The 20,275-nt window shown below is 42.7% G+C and carries 18 protein-coding genes and 1 tRNA gene; 8 read left to right on the top strand and 11 right to left on the bottom strand.

Annotated elements, in window-relative coordinates:
* Positions 1-139: 139 nt before the first annotated feature.
* On the top strand, positions 140-1,855 hold the full coding sequence (locus BMX56_RS06435; RefSeq protein WP_090642626.1) for a GMC oxidoreductase: 1,716 nt from the start codon (positions 140-142) through the stop codon (positions 1,853-1,855).
* Positions 1,856-1,985: 130 nt separating this feature from the next.
* Here the strand turns inward: BMX56_RS06435 and BMX56_RS06430 are convergent.
* Positions 1,986-2,062: transfer RNA gene (locus BMX56_RS06430), tRNA-Asn, on the bottom strand.
* Positions 2,063-2,148: 86 nt separating this feature from the next.
* Here BMX56_RS06430 and BMX56_RS06425 point away from each other — a divergent pair.
* Complete coding sequence (locus tag BMX56_RS06425) at positions 2,149-3,063, top strand: PfkB family carbohydrate kinase (protein WP_090643953.1); 915 nt, start codon at positions 2,149-2,151, stop codon at positions 3,061-3,063.
* A 101-nt stretch (positions 3,064-3,164) separates the two neighbouring features.
* Here BMX56_RS06425 and BMX56_RS06420 read toward each other — a convergent pair whose 3' ends face one another.
* The 6 genes from BMX56_RS06420 to BMX56_RS06395 all read right to left on the bottom strand — a co-directional run bounded on the left by BMX56_RS06420 (position 3,165) and on the right by BMX56_RS06395 (position 7,750).
* Positions 3,165-3,419, bottom strand: coding sequence for a cytochrome b5 domain-containing protein (locus BMX56_RS06420; RefSeq protein ID WP_090642623.1), 255 nt, complete (start codon positions 3,417-3,419; stop codon positions 3,165-3,167).
* The gene (locus tag BMX56_RS06415; RefSeq protein ID WP_090642620.1) at positions 3,403-4,095 is read right to left on the bottom strand and encodes a lycopene cyclase domain-containing protein; all 693 of its coding nucleotides are present in this window, start codon (positions 4,093-4,095) and stop codon (positions 3,403-3,405) included. The genes BMX56_RS06420 and BMX56_RS06415 overlap by 17 nt, the downstream gene beginning before the upstream one ends.
* Positions 4,092-4,637 (bottom strand): hypothetical protein, encoded by a 546-nt coding sequence (locus BMX56_RS06410; RefSeq protein ID WP_090642617.1) that lies wholly within the window; start codon positions 4,635-4,637, stop codon positions 4,092-4,094. The genes BMX56_RS06415 and BMX56_RS06410 overlap by 4 nt, the downstream gene beginning before the upstream one ends.
* A gap of 155 nt (positions 4,638-4,792) precedes the next feature.
* On the bottom strand, positions 4,793-5,329 hold the full coding sequence (locus BMX56_RS06405; RefSeq protein ID WP_090642614.1) for an RNA polymerase sigma factor: 537 nt from the start codon (positions 5,327-5,329) through the stop codon (positions 4,793-4,795).
* A gap of 266 nt (positions 5,330-5,595) precedes the next feature.
* Entirely contained in the window at positions 5,596-6,615 is a 1,020-nt protein-coding gene (murB, locus tag BMX56_RS06400) for a UDP-N-acetylmuramate dehydrogenase (RefSeq protein ID WP_090642611.1), read from the bottom strand.
* A 151-nt stretch (positions 6,616-6,766) separates the two neighbouring features.
* Positions 6,767-7,750, bottom strand: coding sequence for a glycosyltransferase (locus tag BMX56_RS06395; RefSeq protein ID WP_090642608.1), 984 nt, complete (start codon positions 7,748-7,750; stop codon positions 6,767-6,769).
* A 231-nt stretch (positions 7,751-7,981) separates the two neighbouring features.
* On the opposite strand from BMX56_RS06395, the gene BMX56_RS06390 reads away from it, so the two are divergent.
* The 3 genes from BMX56_RS06390 (at position 7,982) to BMX56_RS06380 (ending at position 10,776) form a co-directional block, all read left to right on the top strand.
* Positions 7,982-9,274, top strand: coding sequence for a sugar MFS transporter (locus BMX56_RS06390; protein WP_090642605.1), 1,293 nt, complete (start codon positions 7,982-7,984; stop codon positions 9,272-9,274).
* 77 nt (positions 9,275-9,351) lie between these two features.
* A complete protein-coding gene (locus BMX56_RS06385) occupies positions 9,352-9,939 on the top strand; it encodes a hypothetical protein (RefSeq protein ID WP_090642602.1) in 588 nt (195 codons plus the stop codon).
* A 258-nt stretch (positions 9,940-10,197) separates the two neighbouring features.
* Positions 10,198-10,776: a hypothetical protein gene (locus tag BMX56_RS06380; RefSeq protein WP_143065376.1), complete on the top strand. Its 579-nt coding sequence runs from the start codon at positions 10,198-10,200 to the stop codon at positions 10,774-10,776.
* Positions 10,777-11,419: 643 nt separating this feature from the next.
* Here BMX56_RS06380 and lpdA read toward each other — a convergent pair.
* The 3 genes from lpdA to BMX56_RS06365 form a co-directional block, all read right to left on the bottom strand.
* The gene (gene lpdA / locus BMX56_RS06375) at positions 11,420-12,823 is read right to left on the bottom strand and encodes a dihydrolipoyl dehydrogenase (protein ID WP_090642596.1); all 1,404 of its coding nucleotides are present in this window, start codon (positions 12,821-12,823) and stop codon (positions 11,420-11,422) included.
* Positions 12,824-13,020: 197 nt separating this feature from the next.
* On the bottom strand, positions 13,021-13,377 hold the full coding sequence (locus tag BMX56_RS06370) for an endonuclease domain-containing protein (protein ID WP_090642594.1): 357 nt from the start codon (positions 13,375-13,377) through the stop codon (positions 13,021-13,023).
* A 169-nt stretch (positions 13,378-13,546) separates the two neighbouring features.
* On the bottom strand, positions 13,547-14,545 hold the full coding sequence (locus tag BMX56_RS06365; RefSeq protein ID WP_090642591.1) for a phosphotransferase enzyme family protein: 999 nt from the start codon (positions 14,543-14,545) through the stop codon (positions 13,547-13,549).
* A gap of 208 nt (positions 14,546-14,753) precedes the next feature.
* On the opposite strand from BMX56_RS06365, the gene BMX56_RS06360 reads away from it, so the two are divergent.
* From BMX56_RS06360 to BMX56_RS06350, 3 genes are all read left to right on the top strand, one after another.
* Positions 14,754-16,415, top strand: a complete 1,662-nt coding sequence (locus BMX56_RS06360; RefSeq protein WP_090642588.1) for a M1 family metallopeptidase — start codon at positions 14,754-14,756, stop codon at positions 16,413-16,415.
* A gap of 218 nt (positions 16,416-16,633) precedes the next feature.
* A complete protein-coding gene (locus BMX56_RS06355) occupies positions 16,634-18,310 on the top strand; it encodes a M1 family metallopeptidase (protein WP_255369786.1) in 1,677 nt (558 codons plus the stop codon).
* 282 nt (positions 18,311-18,592) lie between these two features.
* The gene (locus BMX56_RS06350; protein ID WP_090642585.1) at positions 18,593-19,330 is read left to right on the top strand and encodes a head GIN domain-containing protein; all 738 of its coding nucleotides are present in this window, start codon (positions 18,593-18,595) and stop codon (positions 19,328-19,330) included.
* Positions 19,331-19,478: 148 nt separating this feature from the next.
* Here BMX56_RS06350 and BMX56_RS06345 read toward each other — a convergent pair whose 3' ends face one another.
* Entirely contained in the window at positions 19,479-20,204 is a 726-nt protein-coding gene (locus BMX56_RS06345; RefSeq protein ID WP_090642582.1) for a DUF2490 domain-containing protein, read from the bottom strand.
* Positions 20,205-20,275: the final 71 nt, after the last annotated feature.

The raw sequence follows: 20,275 nt of genomic DNA, 5'->3' as shown, positions 1-20,275 counted from the left end.
AAGCCAAATTCATTTGCTTTAACGTTTAGAAGGATAAAGTAAAATAGGAAACAGGAGGCAGCGCAAATCTACATCGGTAAAAACGGTGTTCCATTTTATGCATTCCGTTATTATCTTGCATTGACAAACTTAAGTCACCATGGCGAACGTAAATTTTAATGAACTTCAGAATAACACTTTTGATGCAATTGTCATCGGTTCGGGCATCAGTGGCGGATGGGCTGCTAAAGAACTTTGTGAGCAGGGCCTCAAGACCCTTCTGCTGGAAAGAGGTAAAGACGTAGTACATATCAAAGATTACCCTACTGCAACCATGAACCCCTGGGATTTTCCGCATCGCGGACGTTTGCCACTTCAGATAAAAGAAAGTAACCCTATTGCAGAGCGTTGTTATGCTTTCAGCGAAGCAAGTGAGCATTTTTTTGTTAAAGATGCAGAACATCCCTATGTGCAAGATAAACCATTTGATTGGATACGGGGTTACCAGGTAGGTGGCAAATCATTATTATGGGCGCGCCAAACACAGCGCTGGAGCAAATTCGATTTTGAAGGTCCAGCCCGGGATGGGTTTGCTGTTGATTGGCCGATCCGTTATGAAGATATTGCTCCCTGGTACAGCCATGTTGAGCACTTTGTTGGTATAAGCGGGAATCATGATGGCCTCGAAACACTGCCTGATGGCGAGTTTCTGCCAGCCTGGACCATGAATGTGGTTGAGAAAGAGATACAAAAACGGATAATGTCTAATTACAGCGACCGGAATGTGATTATAGGTAGATGTGCTCATCTGACACAACCTAAAGAAATTCATTTACAACAAGGCAGAGGACAATGTCAGGCACGTAGCCTATGTGAGCGGGGTTGCCCGTTTGGAGGCTATTTTAGCTCTAATTCATCAACCATACCTTGGGCCAGTAAAACAGGAAAATTAACGCTCCGGCCAGATTCCATTGTTCATTCCATCATTTATGACGAAAGCAAGCAAAGAGCAATAGGTGTTCGCGTAATTGATGCTCATACTAACAAGGCTGTGGAATATTTTTCTAAGATTATCTTCGTGAATGCATCTACGTTGAATACTAACCTTATTTTACTCAATTCTACTTCTAAGCGTTTTCCTGACGGATTGGGGAATGACCACGGCCTGTTGGGTAAATATATTGCATTTCATAATTATAGGGGTTCGATGACGGCAAGTTTTGACGGCCCCATGGATAAGTATTATTACGGACGTAGGCCAACCGCAGTGATGATGCCAAATTTTCGAAATTTGTACAAGCAAGAAACAGATTTTTTAAGGGGTTATATGGTTTTTTATACGGCTACCCGTGCTGCTTGGGGACATAATACGGATAGACCAACAGTGGGGGCAGGGTTTAAAGAGGCAATAAGTGAGCCGGGGCCGTGGAACGTTTTTATGATGATGCAAGGCGAAACCATTCCTAAGGTTAACAATATGGTGCAATTGAGCAGCAATCTCAAAGATAAATGGGGCATACAGTTATTGCGAATTTCAGTTGGCTATGATGACAACGATGCGCGATTATTAAAAGATTTTTTAATACAAGGCGCAGAAATGTTGGATAAAGCGGGGTGCAAAAACATTATTACCGCCGACAGTGGGCAAAATCCAGGACTTGATATTCATGAAATCGGCGGGGTAAGAATGGGTAAAGACCCTAAAACATCAATGCTCAATAAGTGGAACCAGCTACATACCTGCAAGAACGTATATGTCACAGATGGTGCCTGTATGACTTCAACCGGTACACAAAATCCTTCGTTAACGTTTATGGCACTAACTGCCCGTGCGGCCAATCATGCGGCAGCAGCGTTACAACGCGGCGAAATATAGTTATTATTTAGGCCACCATGCCCGACGGAAAGCATAGTATTTGATAACCATACGAAATGTGAATTTTTCAAAAATTGTGCGAGAAAAAAAAATCCCCACTCGCCAGAGTGGGGATAAATCATTGATTTTGTGGCTCCTGAGGCTGGGCTCGAACCAGCGACCCTCTGATTAACAGTCAGATGCTCTAACCGGCTGAGCTACTCAGGACTATTTTTCCGTTTGGAGTGGTGCAAAAGTATAATTTCTGCGGTAATTTCACAATATTTGCGCAAAAAAAAATTAAAATATTTTCCATGAGTTTGTTAGTTATTGGTACTGTGGCATTTGACGCAATTGAGACCCCCTTCGGGAAGACGGATAAAATCGTCGGCGGGTCGGCAACCTTCGCAAGTTTGGGCGCTTCTTACTTTTTTGACGATATAAATATCGTTGCCGTGGTGGGCGATGACTTCCCACAAAGCGAGATTGAAGACCTCAACAAACACAATGTAGATACCGAAGGGCTGCAAATTAAACAGGGCGAGAAATCGTTTTTTTGGAGTGGCAGGTACCATAACGATATGAACAGCCGTGATACATTGGTTACTGAGCTAAACGTTTTGGCCGATTTCGATCCGATAATTCCCGAATCGTACCAGGACTGCGAATACCTCATGCTGGGCAATTTATCACCACAGGTTCAGCAAAGCGTTATCGAACGTCTTAAAAACCGCCCCAAACTCATTGTAATGGATACCATGAACTTTTGGATGGATATTGCCCTGGATGAATTGCTGAAAACTTTGAAGCTGGTAGATGTACTAACCATCAACGATGCCGAAGCACGCCAGTTATCAGGCGAATTTTCGCTGGTAAAGGCTGCCCGTAAAATTTTAACAATGGGGCCGCAATATCTTATTATTAAAAAAGGCGAGCATGGGGCCCTACTTTTTCATGAGGATAAAATATTCAGCGCCCCTGCCCTTCCCTTAGAGGAGGTTTTTGACCCCACAGGCGCAGGCGACACGTTTGCCGGCGGGTTTATCGGCTATATGGCCAAAGCGGGCACCGTGAGCTTCGAAAGCATGAAAAACGCCATCATCTATGGCTCGGCCCTGGCGTCATTCTGCGTGGAGAAGTTTGGATCTGAAAGATTAAGAAACCTGACACAGGAAGAAATTGCTGCCCGCATAGCCCAATTTGTGGGATTGGCCAAGTTTGAGATATAAGAGCCTCACCTAAATCCTCTCCAAAGGAGAGGGCTTTTGAATTGCGGGTTAAAAATATAGGCTGTTTCTTTGGAGAGCAGCCTATATTTTTAGCTCCCCCTTCAGGGGGCTGGGGGGCCTGCGCTTAGCCTACCCACTTTCTCAAACTTTTCAAACACCGTTTCGGTATGTGGGGCATCAACGAGCTCGGGGGTCAAATCCTGGCCGGCCCAATGCTCATAGTGTTTGCCATTACGCCATAGGCGGCTTTCGGTTACATCATATATAATACCTTTATAAGCCACCCAAATCCGGGGCTTATCCTGCCCGTTGCGCAGGGCCAGTTGCGATTTGGTGTATTCAGGCAGATCGGTCATCCGTTTTTTTTCTTGTTTTAAAGTACTCAAAAAAGCCGATATTCATAAGTAACAGCGCCATTAAGTAAAAGTGGTCTTCTACGGGTATAGTCCCTACCCTTTTGCCCATATTTTGACTATTGTTGTATATAACCACCGGGATGGCTGTTAAAATTCCATTAACAAGGTAAAATGGGACCAGCGCAACTACGTATGCCATGTAAAACCGGCTAAGCCATTCTGTTTTAATTACATACTGAAGCATCAGTAGCAAGATCAGCAAAAGCCCGAAAGTAACTGCTGTATAAATCTTATTATAATAAAAAATAAGCCCCAAAACAGATAACATAATCACCAGGCTGCTAATGATACCGGTTAACCGCATATCTATTTGCCATTTTATATAATAATTTAAACAGGCATAGATAAAAATACATGCAAACGGCACGGTTAAAAAGAAAAGCACTTCCTCAAACGGTAAACCCCACATTGTAACACCGGTAATATACTGTGGATTGAATGACCATACGCCTTTCATGGTAAATAGTACATCCCAAAACAAAAAGAAAAGGCCGGTTGTAGCCATGCCCGGCCATATATATTTCCAGCTTTTATAAAAATGCACCTTCTTATCAAACGATAATACAAACGGAAAAAATACCGTCAATACATTGATGACCAGGTAAGTGTATCTCACTTTAATTCGGCTAAGTGTTTGTTCAGATCTTCATTTTGCGCCGGGGTGCAGCGTTTAGAATTCAGCAGAAATTTGATGATGGCTACCGTTAAATCCTTATCGCCGGTACCATAATTCTTTTTACCGAGCTGAGTTATAATTTCATTGCGGTCGGTAACCAAATCCTTGTTAAAACCTAAAAAACCAGGCACATTGTGCTCAACGGAGAAGCGCAAAAAACGGATCTCGATATTATGCGGATCAGCGTTTACGGCTGTTTTATAGGTTGCCTCGGCATTATTCAGGTGCTTTACCTTCATATAAGGGTTCCAGCTGAGCTTGGCCTTACATGCCGATAAGGTAGCCAAATATGCTGTAATTACCCCCGCGGGGTTCTTAATTACCGCCAGGCTTTTATATAGTGAATCGGTTGTTTTGCTGTTATTCATGCACACCATCAGCAAACTGCGGATATGCCTCAGGTTAGGCTCGTCTGCCCGGCTTTGTTGGGTAACAAACAACATCAGGATAACGGATGCAATAAAATAGATACGGTTGTTCATGAGGTGCAATTTAGCCGTTATTGCGATGTGTTAACAGTTTCTGATGACTGCCACGGCTTAGTCAAAAGTACAAATTGAAACCCATAATGTTTCAAAACAAAAAACCCGCCATTGGTAAGCGGGTTTTTTATTTATATATGGTTGAGTTTATAAATTTAGTTTTCGGCGTAAACGGGTTTGGCAATGCCGTTATCGTATGCTTTCAGGTTTTTCTTCAATAGCTTACGTGCTACGTGTATCCGGGTTTTTACAGTACCTATCGGTATCTCTAAATGATCGGCAATCTCATGGTATTTGTGTCCTTCAAAATACATGGTAAATGGCACGTAATAATCGCCTGGCAACCTATCTAAAGCTCTTTTAATATCATCCATCACAAATTTAGCTTCGCCTTGATTTTTTGTTGAACTGAATACCAGGTTTGGCGAAGAAATCTCGTCGCTTTTGGTAACAAATGTGCTCATTTTAACAAAACGGCGATAGTTGTTAATAAACGTATTTTTCATGATGGTGTATAACCATCCTTTTAAATTAGTACCTTCTTTAAACTTATTGTAATAAGTTATGGCCTTCAACATTGTATCCTGAACAAGGTCGTTAGCATCGTCTGCGTCATGGGTAAAATGTAAGGCGTATGATCTTAACGAAGTTGCCTGGCGCAGTACAAGGGTGTTAAACTCAATCTTTGTCATTTTGTTAAAGTTTTGTGTTAACAGTTAGGCAAGCATAGTGCCAGTACTGTATTAAATACAGCACAAAACAGGCTACGGCCCCAAAAATCAGCAAAGCAAACATAAGTGTAAACTATACACTTATACCAAAACCAACAACCTGCCTGTCAAGACATTAACAGCAACAAAAACAACTATTGCTTAGAATATAAAAACAAAGATTATTGCAAAATTTTTATTGAAAACAAATGAAAACAAAATTGAAGATTTAGTTAAAATTTAAATTTTTAACTAATAATATTCACCTCGCGTTGTAGCATAACGCCAAATTTAGCGTACACACTGTCTATAATTTGCGACGAAAAGTTGTAAACTTCCGCTCCGGTGGCACCGCCGTGGTTCACCAATACCAAGGCCTGGTTCTGCCATGTTCCGGTGTGGCCAACGGTTTTTCCTTTCCATCCGCATTGTTCAATAAGCCATCCGGCAGCTAATTTTACCTGCCCATCGGCAGCCGGGTAATTAACCACATCTGGAAACTTAGTGTATACAGCTTCAAATTCGTGCCGGCTGATCACCGGGTTTTTAAAGAAACTACCGGCATTGCCTATGGTAGTAGGATCGGGCAGTTTAGATACCCTGATATGTGAAACTACCTGCGATACATCTTTTATAGTAGGCGATGTAATGCCGCGGCTGGCCAGCTCAAGCCCTATTGCACCGTACTGGGTATTGATGTTGGGGATAAGCGATAAATGAAATTTAACCGATACAATGATATACTGCCCCATCAGCTCGCTTTTAAAAACACTTTCGCGGTAACCAAATTTACAATCGGCTTTGCTAAACGTTTTAAATGCACCGGTGGCAATTTCAAAAGCCCTGCAGCTTACAAACGCGTCCTTAAGTTCTACGCCGTACGCGCCAATGTTTTGAATGGGCGATGCCCCAACCGAGCCCGGAATCAGGCTCAGGTTTTCAATCCCGGCATATTCACGGGCAACGCAAAAGTTTACCAAATCGTTCCATACCTCGCCGCCGCCGGCCTCTACAAATACATCGTTATGGCTAATGCGGTGTTCAATGCCCCGGATATTCATACGGATAACCAGGCCATCAAAATTGGTAACCAATAACAAATTGCTACCTCCACCTAAAACCAACCGCTCGGTTTGTTGCCATTGCGGGTCGGCAAATAGTTCAACCAGCTCATCCTCATGGGCTATTTCCACAAAATAACTCGCCTGGGCATCTATGCCGAAAGTATTAAAGTTTTTAAGTGATACGTTTTCCTGTATTTGCAGCATGGTGTTGATTTTTAACAATTAGTCTATTTTTCAAAGGTGTTAAAGAGGGTTTCACCGTTTCGGATGCCGGATGTTTGATGCCGGAATTATTGGGGGCGAATTTCGGAATTTTAATTGATTTGGTTAAACAGGTACTAAAAGGAAAACTATTCTAATCACTCCAGGGCAAATACTTCACCGTGTTGGCAACCTGTAATGTTGGTAATCCCAAATTCAATTGTTCGCCATTTAATACACGCTCATACAACTTAAGATATTTTTGTACCATGGTATGTACCATAAAGTTATCCATGGCATATTCGTAACAGTGCTGGTTGCTAAATTGATTTATCGCCTTAAGTGCGTTCACCAGGTCCGATTTACTATCGCTTAATAACCCCACTTCTGCCGGCACCAGTTCGGGCAGCGATCCGTAGGGCGTACCTAATACCGGGCAACCAAAATACAGGCTTTCAATAATAGCCAACCCAAAAGGCTCGTGCCATAATACCGGGAACAACAATGCTTTGGAAGTATTCAACACGGCGGCCTTTGCATCGTTATTAACCATGCCCTTAAACCTTACATTTAAGTTTGGTGTAAACCGCAGCCCCATTTTTAAATTGAGGCGTGTGCCGCCCAATACAATCAGCTTATTGCCGCTTTGGGTGGCTACATCAATAGCGCCCTTTACGTTTTTAACCTTCCAGGCGGCTTTGGCCAGGAAATGGGCATGTGTCCGTTTTTTTGACAGATCGGGCTTGTGGTAATCGTCCGGGTCGAGGCCGTGGTGTACAAAAGCTTCGCCGCCGTAGCGCGATGCCTGGTTGGCAGATACAAATACGGAGTTTCGATTTAGCTGCTGCCCAAAGCCGGGATTATCATGTACGTTAATCAAATAAGGTTTTTTGCTAAATCCATTTACCTGGAAGTGAAAGTGTACCACATCTACATCGTCGGGTACCTGAAGGTTAATGTCAACAGCAGGGTCATAAACCAATACTTTGGCAAAAGGGCAGGTTGAACCTGGCGCAACAAGGTATGTAACCACATGGCCTAATCGATTTAGTTCTTTACCCAGCCACCAGATAACACGTTCGGTACCGCCATATTTAGGCGCCGGGATGCGGGTGTTGTTTACTATTAATATCCTCATTTGAAAATGCAAGCGCCCGAATTTCGGAATTTAAATCGGATTGTTGTATTTTAGTGATATCCGGCATTTTTCGTATCCATTGTCTCACCGATTGGCCTATTTTAGTAAAAACACCAATAAAATCCATTATAAAATATTAATTTGTTAAATTTCTAACATCAATATTGCAAATGCTAAACTTTTTTAATTATTTTAGAAACTTAATTAACTTCTTAACGATTTAAATAAAAAATGACATCCATTAGCAAACCCGAAATATCGGCACAAAAAAAAACAATTGTAAGTCCGGTAATAATCATCGGCGTTCTATTCTTCATTTTCGGGTTTGTAACCTGGTTAAACTCGGTATTGATACCTTATTTAAAAATAGCCTGCCAGCTAAATAACCGCGAATCGTACCTGGTAGCAAGTGCGTTTTACATCGCTTACCTTTTAATGGCAAAACCATCGGCATGGTTACTTAAAATATTTGGTTTTAAAAATGGTATGGCCGTAGGGCTTATCATTATAGCCGTGGGCGCACTTATTTTTATCCCTGCTGCTTTAACCCGTACCTACGCCATCTTTTTAATTGGCTTGTTTGTACAAGGCAGCGGCCTCGCGGTTTTGCAATCGGCATCAAACCCTTACATTACTATAATCGGGCCGGCTGAAAGCGCCGCAAAGCGTATCAGCGTTATGGGTATATTTAACAAGTTTGCCGGCGTATTGGCGCCAATAGCGCTTGGTGCAGTGGTTTTAAATAACATTGATGCTTTTAATGCCAACCTTGCCAAATTAGATATCGCCCAAAAAACTGCTGAACTGAACGAATTAGCATCAAGGGTAATATTGCCTTACGTATTAATGGTGATTGTATTAGCCATATTGGCGGTGCTTATTTATTTTTCGGGCCTGCCCGAAATTGATACCGATCACGAGGACGAAACTGTAGCCGCCGCGAATTCGGGCAAAACAAGTATTACGCAATTCCCGCATTTAATATTAGGAGTGGTAGCCCTGTTTTTTTACGTGGGTGCCGAAGTTATCGCCGGCGACTCGATAATTGGTTACGGCATAGCACACAATATCCCGCTATCTACGGCTAAATATTTTGCATCGGGTACCCTAATTTGTATGGTACTGGGATATATCGCCGGCATCGTGTTTATTCCCCGTTATATTTCGCAGCAAAAAGCGCTGGTATATTCGGCAGTATTGGGAGTTATTTTAACTGGTTTAGCTTTATTTACACCCAAATACGCGTCTATTAGCTGCATCGCTTTATTAGGTTTGGCAAACTCATTAATGTGGCCTGCTATTTGGCCGCTGGCACTTTCAGGGTTAGGCCGCTTTACCAAAATTGGTTCTTCATTACTGGTAATGGGCATTGCAGGTGCTGCGGTATTCCCTCCTATTTATGGTTTATTGGTTGATAAAATATCGGCTCAAACAGCTTATGTAATCCTGATCCCGATTTATCTATTCATCTTTTATTTTGCAACAGTTGGGTATAAAAAGGGTAAACATGTAATAGCGGTATAGATAAAAATCTTATTTCCATCAACTGATAAGGCAGCGATATTGATTATATTGCTGCCTTATTAGTTTAACCTTATCCGATGAAATTACGTTTGAACTACTGGCAGCTCATCGCCCTTTTCTCACCTTTCATATTAGTTATCGGCTGTACATTTATGCCTAACCACATCCGGGCAAAATATTATATTAATACCGAACTGATATGCCTGTTATTGTGTATCGTTTTCCTGTTAGCCATCAGTTATCAAACCTACCTGGTAATTTCTTTCAACAAAAAGATAAAGGGTACCATATGGATAATTATTAATAATGTCCCGCCGGTTTTATTGACGTTTTTTTGCACATATGGTTGCGCACTTTTATTGACAGAGGATTTTAATGGTAAGAAATCGCCTGACGGCCCCACCTCAGGGTCAGATTTCTGGCTGGTCAAAATGATTGTGGGTATTCTTTTTATTCATGAGCTCATTACTTTCTTTGTGGTAAACAACCTGTATGTATCAGCTAAAATTGAAAACGTGAAAGATAGCCTCCTGCGCCAAAAGTTATCCGATGATTTTTGGGAGCCCATGAAAAAGCTATTGATCATATCTATACTTAGCACAGCGGGCAGCTTTGTTCTGGCAATAGTTGCCGTGATTATTAAAAGCAGATTTTTGAAGGATTAGTGGCTCTATTCCAAATCAGCATTAAGTACAATCTCAATTAATAATTGGAGTGACTAATGTTTTCTGAACCGGAATTTATCATCCTTTGTTTGTTTTAAAGGGCGTTCAGGAAGGCTACGCCGTTTATCGAATTAAAGAATTTTCAGAATTTTAAAATCCCTCGCAGCTAAATTCTGCCTATTTAAAAAATTCGTTTATTCCGGTTCAGACTATTGCGATATTGATTATATTGCTACCTAATTAACTTAAAACTTATCCATGAAAATACGCTTGAATTACTGGCAGCTGATATTGTTGTTTTTGCCGTCAATAATTGCGTCCCAAATGTCTAACATTCCTCACTCTTCCTGGCAAGCATATGAAATAATTAAAACAATATCAAACCTGCTCTTCGCGGTTAATCCATGTTTTATTGTTGGCTACCAGGCTTATTTAGTAACCAGTTTTAACAATAAAATTAATGGGGCAAAGTGGTTTACCGTGAATGCGCTTGTGCCGGTAGTTTTCTTTATCGCACATTTCATTTATGTTGTGTGGTCGACAGAACTCAAACCTGTACGTTGGCATGCTACGATTGGCCCCATAGAGCAAGCCGATTTCGGATTCGTACCTAAAGTAATAACTGTATTTTTGGTACACGCAGCAGTTACCTTCTTTTTAGTGAACAACATTTATGTTTCCTGGCAAATCAAACAGATATCTGACGACAGCACGAAAAATCAGCTATACCTCGATTTTATGAAGCCAATGAAAAAACTATCGAATATATCATACATCGCTTTAGCTGGTTTATTAATAATTGCAATCATAGCTAATATTCTGCTAATAGTAGATTAGAGGCTTTATTCCAAATCAGGATTAAGTACAATCCCAATTAATGATTGGATTAACTAATATTTTCTGAACCGGAATTTTTCACCCATTGCTTGTTTTTAAGGGCGTTCAGGAAGGCTGCGCCGTTAACGAATTAAAGAATTTTTAGAAGCTGTTTAAAAACCATTTTGGACGTTAAAGCATGGCGAAAGGCAGCGGCGTATAGCATGGCGGAGACGACTCACCCGGTCGAGACTACGCCCGACCACCCTCTCTCCGGCTAAAGCCGCAAAGAGGGTTGGGGAAATCTTCATTCTATAAATTATTGGTTATCAATAGAATAATATACAAAACCCTCTATGCGGCGAAGCCGGAGAGAGGGTGGCCCAGCGCAGCGTCGGCCGGGTGAGTCGTGGCAGGCGTTCAACCGGATGTTTATATATATCCTAATACGTGATGGCGTGTATAAAGCAATAACATTTTTATCAAATCACCTTTAACAGCTTCTTAGAATTCCCCCCCGGCAGCTAAATTCTGTCCATTCAAAAAATTCGTTTAATTCAGGTTTCAGACACAATTCCTCCATCAAAACAAAAAAGCAGAAACAACCTAAATTGTCCCTGCTTTTAAATATGATAACTGCAAACTCAAAACTGCAAACCGGCAACTATATATGTATCGCTCTATTCTCTGTAGCCGCTAAACAAGCCTCGCGCATCGCCTCGGTATAAGTTGGGTGGGCATGGCTGATCCGGGCGATATCCTCTGCAGATGCACGGAATTCCATAGCAACCACAGCCTCGGCAATCATATCTGCCGCACGGGGACCAATCATGTGTACCCCTAAAATTTCGTCGGTAGTGGCATCGGCCAGCACTTTAACAAAACCGTCCAAATCACCGCTGGCACGCGCACGGCCGCTGGCTTTAAAGGGAAACGATCCTGTTTTATATTTTACACCGGCTGCTTTCAACTGCTCTTCTGTTTGGCCAACGGCTGCAACTTCAGGCCAGGTGTATACTACGCCGGGGATCAGGTTATAGTCGATATGCGGTTTCTGGCCGGCAATAATTTCGGCAACCAAAGTACCTTCATCTTCGGCTTTGTGGGCAAGCATGGCGCCTTTAATTACGTCGCCAATGGCGTAAACACCTTTAACGCTGGTTTCCAGTTGATCGTTTACGGTAATTTTGCGGCCACGTTCTTCAACGGTGATGCCAATTTTATCTAAACCTAAACCATCGGTATAAGCTACGCGGCCAACGGCTACCAGGCAGTAATCGCCTTTTAATTCTTGTTTCTCGCCTTTTGGTGTGTCGAAAGTAACGGTCACTTCTTTACCTTTTACGGTAGCACCGGTTACTTTATGGCCCAGGTAAAACTCCATACCCAGTTTGGTCAGCACTTTTTGCAGTTCACGGCCAAGGGCTTTATCCATAGTTGGGATAATGCCATCCATAAACTCAATTACAGATACTTTTGCACCTAAACGGGCATATACCGAACCCAGCTCCAGGCCAATAACGCCGCCGCCAATCAGCACCAGGTGCTTAGGCACTTCGGTAAGCGATAAAGCCTCGGTAGAGGTAATGATGCGTTTTTTATCGATTTTTAAAAATGGCAATGCCGATGGTTTTGAACCGGTGGCAATAATTACATTTTTACCGGTTATCTCGGTTTCGGTACCATCAGCCTTTTTAACGTTGATGGTGTTTTTATCTTTAAATGATCCTACACCGTAGTGGGTGTCAATCTTGTTTTTCTTCATCAGGTAGCTAATGCCGCTGGTATTGGCATTTACCACTTCCTGCTTGCGTTTTACCATCTGGCCAAAATCGATACCTAAATTTTCCAGCTTAATACCATGAGTGGTAAAAGTGTGGGCAGCGTTATGGTAGTGTTCGGATGAATCAAGCAGGGCCTTGGATGGGATACAGCCCACATTAAGGCATGTACCACCAAGGGTACTATATTTTTCGACGATAGCGGTTTTTAAACCCAATTGGGCGCAACGTATAGCGGCAACGTACCCACCTGGGCCCGAACCGATAACGATAACATCATATTGCATAGTATTTTGTTTTATAGGACGGCAAAGTTAGTGGGAATTATTGAATTACTGAATTATTGAGTTAGTGAATTGTACACGACATCGATTTTGAACGCTGGTGAAGACTCACCCGGCGAGGCTCCGCCCGCCACCCTCTCTTCAACCTGCGGTTGGAAAGAGGGGCTTGAATAGTTAATGAAAACTGACGATGTAATTAACTATAAATAGGCTTTGATTTTATTTAAAACCATCCCGGTGTTATTTAAAATCAGGTCATTTTCAAACCTCAAAATTTGTAGTCCTGATTTGGCTAAAACCTCGTCCCGGTTTTGATCATAATCCTTTTTCAGTAAATGTACAGGTCCATCTGCTTCTATTACAAGCTTTGCTTCATGACAATAAAAATCCGCGATGTAGTAAATTGTCCCTTTGGTACTTGATTGAACTCCGATAGGATATTGCCTTAGAATTTTCTGGGCAAAGACTCTCCTGTTTCTCAATCTCTGCCAAAGTAATTTCTCCGCAGAGGTTTCATTTCGACGTAACTCTCTACAAAAATCAGTAATGGACGACATTTTTAAATTTACAAAAAACACTGTTTATTGGCAAATAGCTTTTTGTTTTTTGAAAGGTACACACATCTAAACTTCCGTTGAGTTAATTAGCATTCAAGCCCCTCTTTCCAACCGCAGGTTGAAGAGAGGGTGGCGGGCGCAGCCTCGCCGGGTGAGTCTTTTCAGCGTTTCAAAATCCGCAATACTTATCCACCCACACTTTTATCAACCCCACCCTATCCTTAATAAACTTCGGCCCAAAAAACGGGTTCGACCAATCATCAAAATGTTCATGCTGAAACCCGAGGTAAAAAATCCAAAAACCAACGCCAAGATAAGGGATGGAATTGAGTTCATCGTCGCTCACCGCTCTTGTTTCCCGGTATGCAGACACAAAAACAGCGAACATCCGCTGGGCTTCCTCATCCTTTAACTTGCCTGTATACACATGCATAAAGAAATGGACGAAGAACGACATCAGGTCGTTAACAAGAAACCCTTTACCGGCAAAGTCGAAATCAAAAAATGTTAAATTACCGGCATCATCAAAATGAAAATTCTTGGGCAAAAAATCGTACTGGCAGTAACCGTAGCTAAAGTTAGCGGTATCCAACAAGCTTAGCTTTTGAGCTACCTTAACTGCCAGATCCTGTAAATAAGCATACTCATCAGGCAGATCTTTAAACGCGGGTTCAATACTTTTTATGGGATTGATAAGCGTAGTTTCAATACTATATTCCCTGCGGGGATAACTAAGCCGGACTACCGACGTAATGTTATGCACATTAGCCATCTGCCGGCCAATAGTTTTTAACTGATCGTCGTTTAAATCCATAACCGGGGAGCCTTCGGCGTACGAAAACAGGATGCCGTAGCGAACACCTTCGGGCGCGTCAAATTGTTGCAGTTGGCTGCCATCGACAGCAGTTATCGGATAAGCTACGCCTGTGCCGCCATTTTTAAGTAAATTGAGCAATTCAATTTCACCTTGTATTTCATCGTGCGGGCGGTGTTGTTCGCGGTAGATTTTTAACACATATTTGGCATCAATTGCTTCGATGATATAGGTATCGCTTACCCCGCGCAATAAAAACCTGCAACTAATTAGCTGAAGGCCATAAGCCACCCCGATATAATTTTTTAAAGCAATGGCAGATAAGGTGGAATATTGTGCCGGAAAATGTGCCATAGTTTTAAAAATTGAAAAGGGCTGCAATGATACGAAAATGAATAAAATCGCAATGAAGTTTTATCCAATTTTAGCTAACATTGGCTATTTATTAGCTGCTTCATGTAACAGTGTTGTATTAAATTATTTGTTAGCAATTATGTTGCTAAATTAGGCTGTTATTTTGACTGATTTTATTATTCACCTCATTTCCCTGTATCTGTAAGATATGAATTTTAAGCCTTTATACCCGCTCCTTATCCTTGTAGGATTGATCCCTTTTACATCAAATGCCCAACTTCTGCAGGAAAAAGAAGCCTTTACCCATGCCGATAGCCTGCGCGGCAACTTAACTGCACCTCGAACATGCTACGATATCAATTACTACCACCTGGATGTTAAGTTTGATATCGACCATAAAGCTATCAGCGGCAGCAACCTGTTTAAGTTTACCGCCACACAGGATTTTACATTGTTGCAGTTTGATTTGTTTGCTAACCTTAGTGTAGATAAAGTAGTTTACAAAGGCAAAACACTGTTTTTTAAGCGCGATGCCAATGCCGTGTTTGTTACTTTCCCCAAAACAATTACTAAAGGCAGTAAGGATCAGTTTACCGTTTATTACTCGGGCAAACCAACCATTGCCATAAACGCGCCCTGGGATGGTGGCGTTGTTTACAAACAGGATTCGCTTAAAAAACCATGGGTGGTTACCGCCTGCGAGGGTGTGGGTGCCAGCATCTGGTGGCCCAATAAAGATCATTTGAGCGATGAGGTTGATAGCATGCTCATCAGCATCAGCGTACCCAAAGGTTTAAAAGATGTATCCAACGGTCGCCTGCGTAAGGTTACGCCGTTAAAAGATGGTTATACCAAATTCGACTGGTTTGTGGCCAATCCGATAAACAACTATGACGTGGTTGCCAACATTGGCGATTACGTACATTTTGGCGATACCTACATGGGCGAAAAAGGCAAACTTACCATGGATTACTGGGTACTGCCCACCAGTTTGGAGAAGGCGAAAAAACACTTTAGTGCCAATGCCAGGCCCATGCTTAAAGCTTTTGAACACTGGTTTGGCCCCTACCCTTTTTATGAGGACGGCTACAAACTGGTAGAGACCCCGCACCTGGGCATGGAGCACCAGAGCGCCACGGCCTACGGCAACCATTTTTTAAATGGTTACCTGGGCTACGATATGTCGGGCACAGGCTGGGGACTGAAATGGGACTACATCATTATACACGAAAGCGGCCACGAGTGGTTTGGCAACAACATTACCGGGAAAGACCTGGGCGATATGTGGATCCACGAAAGCTTTACCTGCTATTCCGAATCGTTGTTCATTGAAGATAACTGGGGCAAAAAAGCCGGGCAGGAATACAACTTCGGCCTAAGAGAAGGCATTAACAACGACAGCCCTGTTGTTGGCCCTTACAACGTAAACAAAGAGGGATCTGGCGATATGTATCCCAAAGGTGCGGTTGTACTTAACATGGTACGCACCATTGTTAACGACGATGAAAAATGGCGCACTATCCTGCGCGGCCTCAACAAAACTTTCTATCATCAAACCGTTACTTACGACCAGGTGGTTAACTACATCACCGAACAATCGGGCAAAAACCTGTTACCGGTATTTGACCAGTACCTGCGCTATAAAGATCTGCCCATCCTGGAGTTTGCAACCGTAAGGGGCAAATTCAGCGCCAGGTGGATAGCCAACGCCAAAGATTTCGCTATGCCCGTTTTAATCCGCGCAAAAGGCGGCGAGTATAAATTTATTACGCCTACAACCCGCTTTACACCGGTTGATGTTGAAGGGGTAAATAAGGATAATATTGAGGTGGATAAGTTGAATTTTTATGTGGGGGTGTTGGTTGATTGAATGAGTGGTTGATTGGGTTGGATTGAGCTGATTAAGTTAAACCCGTTGTCATTTCGAACGAGGTACGAGGAGAAATCTTAGACAATTTGCATCGCGATAAGCCTCTCGAATGCAAGGCGTATAAGATTTCTCCTCACCCTATGGCTCAAAGCCACCCCAAGTTCGTTCGAAATGACAAATTTATTTTTTGATTTAGACAGGGCTTTACAATAATATATATGCAAAATAAGAACATGATTAAATACGCACTCGGCCTTTTGATGGCTGGTGCAAGCTTTTTGCCGGCAAAGGCACAATTAGGCACAGTTAAAGAAAAATTTACCAGGGCTGATACTTTACGCGGATCGTTAACAACGCCGCTGCGTACTTGTTACGATATCAATTATTATCACCTGGATGTGAAGTTTGATGTCGATAAAAAATTCATCAGCGGTAACGTGCTGTTTAAGTTTACCGCAGTAAGTGATTTTGATAAGCTGCAATTTGACCTTTGGAATAACCTAAAGATTGAAAAAGTGGTTTACAAAGGGCAGGAGTTAAAATATACCCGCGAGTTTAACGCCGTGTTTTTAACCTTCCCAAAAAACATCAGCAAGGGTAGTAAGGACGAGTTTAGGGTTTACTACTCGGGCAACCCAACTATTGCCAAACGCGCACCATGGGATGGCGGCGTGGAGTATAACACCGACTCGTTAGGCCATGCCTGGGTATCAACCGCCTGCCAGGGCATGGGGGCCAGTGTATGGTGGCCAACTAAAGATCAGCAGGAGGACGAGGTAGATAGCGCCCTCATCAGCATCAGCGTACCCAAGGGTTTAAAAGATGTATCAAACGGCCGTTTACGTAAAGTAACCGACCTAAAAGATGGCTACATCCGTTTCGACTGGTTTGTAGCCAACCCTATCAACAACTACGATATTGAAGCCAACATTGGCGATTATACCCATTTCGAGGGCATATACAACGGCGAAAAAGGTAAACTCACCATGGATTTTTGGCCGCTAAGCTACAACCTGGATAAAGCTAAAGCACAATGGGGACTTGATGCGCCCCGCATGCTCAAAGCCTTTGAACATTGGTTTGGCCCCTACCCTTTTTACGAGGATGGCTATAAACTGGTAGAAAGCCATCACCTGGGGATGGAACATCAAAGCGGTACAGCTTACGGCAATCACTATAAAAACGGCTACCTGGGCCGCGATCTTTCGGGTACGGGCTGGGGACTAAAATGGGATTTCATCGTAATACATGAAAGCGGTCACGAATGGTTTGGTAACAACATTACCTCCAAAGACCTGGCCGATATGTGGATCCACGAAAGTTTCACCAACTACTCTGAGTCGTTATTTGTAGAAACCTTTTATGGCAAACAGGCCGGCCAGGAATATGTGCACGGCACCCGTATGGCCATTGCAAATGACAGGCCTATTGTAGGCGCTTACGGTGTTAACAAAGAAGGCTCGGGCGATATGTATTACAAAGGCGGCAACATGCTTAACATGGTGCGCACTATTATTAATGATGATGAAAAATGGCGCGGTATACTGCGTGGCCTTAACAAAACATTCTACCACCAAACCGTTACTTACAACCAGGTGGTTGATTACATCAGCAAAGAGGCGGGCATGAACCTGGCGCCGGTATTTGACCAGTACCTGCACTACAAAACCATCCCCATCCTCGAGATTATGTTCAGGGAAGGTAAAGCCTATGCCCGCTGGACCAGCACCGATGCTAAAGACTTTGCCATGCCCGTTAAAGTGCGCGTAAATGGCGGCGATTACAAATTCATCACCCCAACCAAACAATTCAAACCTTTTGAGTTAGACGGCGCCACAAAGGACACCATTGAAGTTGACACATTTAATTATTATATTGGGGTGTTGGTGGAGTGAGTTGATTGGTGGGTGGTTGATTGGGTTGGATGAAAGTAAAAATAAAAGACTGTCATGCTGAGGTACGAAGTATCTATTCGCAAACTTTTCTATCGGTCATGCACAGCTGATAGATACTTCGTACCTCAGGATGACAGGGAAATTGGATATGTCATGGGTAGGTACGAAGGATAACAGAATAGATGGGTAAGAACAAAGCAATGACATATTAAACTATTTCTCTCAAATCATGCAACCTCGCCAAATAACTTGCGTCATATAGCTACATAAGAGATAATTAAGATGAAAACATTAAGCAAAATATTACTGATTGCTGCTTTGATAACAGGTACTGCAGGCTATACAATTGCAAAAACAAATACCCCAACCGACGAGGTTACCCAAAACACAGAAGACCGCCATTTATCCGGCTTTACCTCGGTAAGCGTCGCCGGTTCGTTTGATGTGGTTATCACCCAGGGATCAACAGAATCTGTTAAGGTACAGGCGCCATCTGACGTTATCAGCCGCATTATTACCGAAGTAGAAGGTAACACCCTTAAAATTTATACCAAAAGCGATAACGACTGGCACTGGTTTGATGGCGGCCACAAAAAGATCATGATCTACGTTACGATTAAAGAAGTAAACGGTGTATCACTTTCAGGTTCGGGCGATGTATCATTCAGGGAAGGTTTGCGTGCCGGTTCATTTAAACTGAAACTAACCGGATCGGGCGATGTAAGCGGCAAACTTTGGGTTAAAAGCCTTGATGTGAATCTGGCAGGATCGGGCGATATCAAAATAAGCGGTACCGCAGATAATTCAAACATCAGTGTAGCCGGTTCAGGCGATTATACTGCAAGGGATTTAACAACCAATACTGCATCGGTACGTGTTGCAGGCTCAGGCGATGCCAGGGTTAACGTAAGCCAAAAACTGGAGGCATCGGTAGTAGGCTCGGGCGATGTATATTATACAGGTAGTGTAAAAAGTGTGAGTAGCTCTAAGATAGGAAGCGGCGATGTAAGCAGGATGTAAGAGCCTCACCCAACCCTCTCCAAAGGAGAGGGCTTTTTTGATTTGCATGAACTGCCAAAAAGAAAAAGCGATGAATTGAACTCATCGCTTTTTCTTTTTTGAACATTTTTCTTCCTCCCCCTCCTTTAGCGAGGGCCGGGGTAAGGCTTTAAAACCTCGTATAAAAAGCCAACTGTGCCACGTGGTTAATCGTATAGGCTTCGGCTTGTTTAATGTATTGGTTAAGGTAGCCGGTTTCCACATCAATCATTTTGTTAATGCGGTAACCAATAGCTACATAGGCGCGGTTTTGGTCGAAAAAGTGTTTGTTTACCTTGTTTTTGTTTTGGATGTTTACAAACACCTCATTTTGTAAGGCTACAAAAGGGCCTTGCGCAAACACAGCCGAATCCCTTTTCAAAGGCACAATGGCCCGTGCAAAATATCTGAAGCGTTGGGCAAAGTAGTTATCGTTTTTGGTAGCGGCAGTGTTACCCAAAAAGCGCTGCTCCAAACGCAAACGGTGCGCAAGGTTTACATTTTTGCTCAGTTTATGGGTGTAAGTATATTGCTGCCAAAGACGGTGTTCGGGGCGAAAGGTTTGATCGCCGGCAGTGGTGCGGCCATACGTGGCTATGTAGGCATAACCCAAGGCGCCAACCTTGTTTTTGGCAAAATAGTAATTGGCCGACGGGCGCAGCAAAATATGTTTCAGGTAACTCAGCTCGTCATGTGAACGTAGCTGTCCGTCGAACGAGTAGCCCCAATGTTCAGATAGTTTTTGCGAATGGAACACTGCTGCCCAACCCGAAAACTGGTTATCCTGCGCAAACAAACGGGCAGGTATAATGAACAATAAAGCGGCAAAAATCAGTAACTTTTTTTTTAATTGCATAGATGTATTATTTATAAAGTGATGATAAGATTGTTTTAAATCTCCATTTGCAGGGGAGATCTTTATACTAA

It is taken from the genome of Mucilaginibacter sp. OK283, assembly GCF_900110415.1.
Classification (GTDB): Bacteria; Bacteroidota; Bacteroidia; order Sphingobacteriales; family Sphingobacteriaceae; genus Mucilaginibacter.
The sequence above is the reverse complement of the archived record's forward strand: the minus strand, read 5'-3'. Positions and strand labels throughout refer to the sequence as shown.

Excerpts from the sequence above, each read along its gene's own strand:
- BMX56_RS06435 (WP_090642626.1), top strand. The coding sequence starts at position 140 with ATGGCGAACGTAAATTTTAATGAACTTCAGAATAACACTTTTGATGCA.
- BMX56_RS06425 (WP_090643953.1), top strand. The coding sequence starts at position 2,149 with ATGAGTTTGTTAGTTATTGGTACTGTGGCATTTGACGCAATTGAGACC.
- BMX56_RS06420 (WP_090642623.1), bottom strand. The coding sequence starts at position 3,419 with ATGACCGATCTGCCTGAATACACCAAATCGCAACTGGCCCTGCGCAAC.
- BMX56_RS06410 (WP_090642617.1), bottom strand. The coding sequence starts at position 4,637 with ATGAACAACCGTATCTATTTTATTGCATCCGTTATCCTGATGTTGTTT.
- BMX56_RS06405 (WP_090642614.1), bottom strand. The coding sequence starts at position 5,329 with ATGACAAAGATTGAGTTTAACACCCTTGTACTGCGCCAGGCAACTTCG.
- murB (WP_090642611.1), bottom strand. The coding sequence starts at position 6,615 with ATGCTGCAAATACAGGAAAACGTATCACTTAAAAACTTTAATACTTTC.
- BMX56_RS06395 (WP_090642608.1), bottom strand. The coding sequence starts at position 7,750 with ATGAGGATATTAATAGTAAACAACACCCGCATCCCGGCGCCTAAATAT.
- BMX56_RS06390 (WP_090642605.1), top strand. The coding sequence starts at position 7,982 with ATGACATCCATTAGCAAACCCGAAATATCGGCACAAAAAAAAACAATT.
- BMX56_RS06385 (WP_090642602.1), top strand. The coding sequence starts at position 9,352 with ATGAAATTACGTTTGAACTACTGGCAGCTCATCGCCCTTTTCTCACCT.
- BMX56_RS06380 (WP_143065376.1), top strand. The coding sequence starts at position 10,198 with ATGAAAATACGCTTGAATTACTGGCAGCTGATATTGTTGTTTTTGCCG.
- lpdA (WP_090642596.1), bottom strand. The coding sequence starts at position 12,823 with ATGCAATATGATGTTATCGTTATCGGTTCGGGCCCAGGTGGGTACGTT.
- BMX56_RS06370 (WP_090642594.1), bottom strand. The coding sequence starts at position 13,377 with ATGTCGTCCATTACTGATTTTTGTAGAGAGTTACGTCGAAATGAAACC.
- BMX56_RS06365 (WP_090642591.1), bottom strand. The coding sequence starts at position 14,545 with ATGGCACATTTTCCGGCACAATATTCCACCTTATCTGCCATTGCTTTA.
- BMX56_RS06360 (WP_090642588.1), top strand. The coding sequence starts at position 14,754 with ATGAATTTTAAGCCTTTATACCCGCTCCTTATCCTTGTAGGATTGATC.
- BMX56_RS06355 (WP_255369786.1), top strand. The coding sequence starts at position 16,634 with ATGCAAAATAAGAACATGATTAAATACGCACTCGGCCTTTTGATGGCT.
- BMX56_RS06350 (WP_090642585.1), top strand. The coding sequence starts at position 18,593 with ATGAAAACATTAAGCAAAATATTACTGATTGCTGCTTTGATAACAGGT.
- BMX56_RS06345 (WP_090642582.1), bottom strand. The coding sequence starts at position 20,204 with ATGCAATTAAAAAAAAAGTTACTGATTTTTGCCGCTTTATTGTTCATT.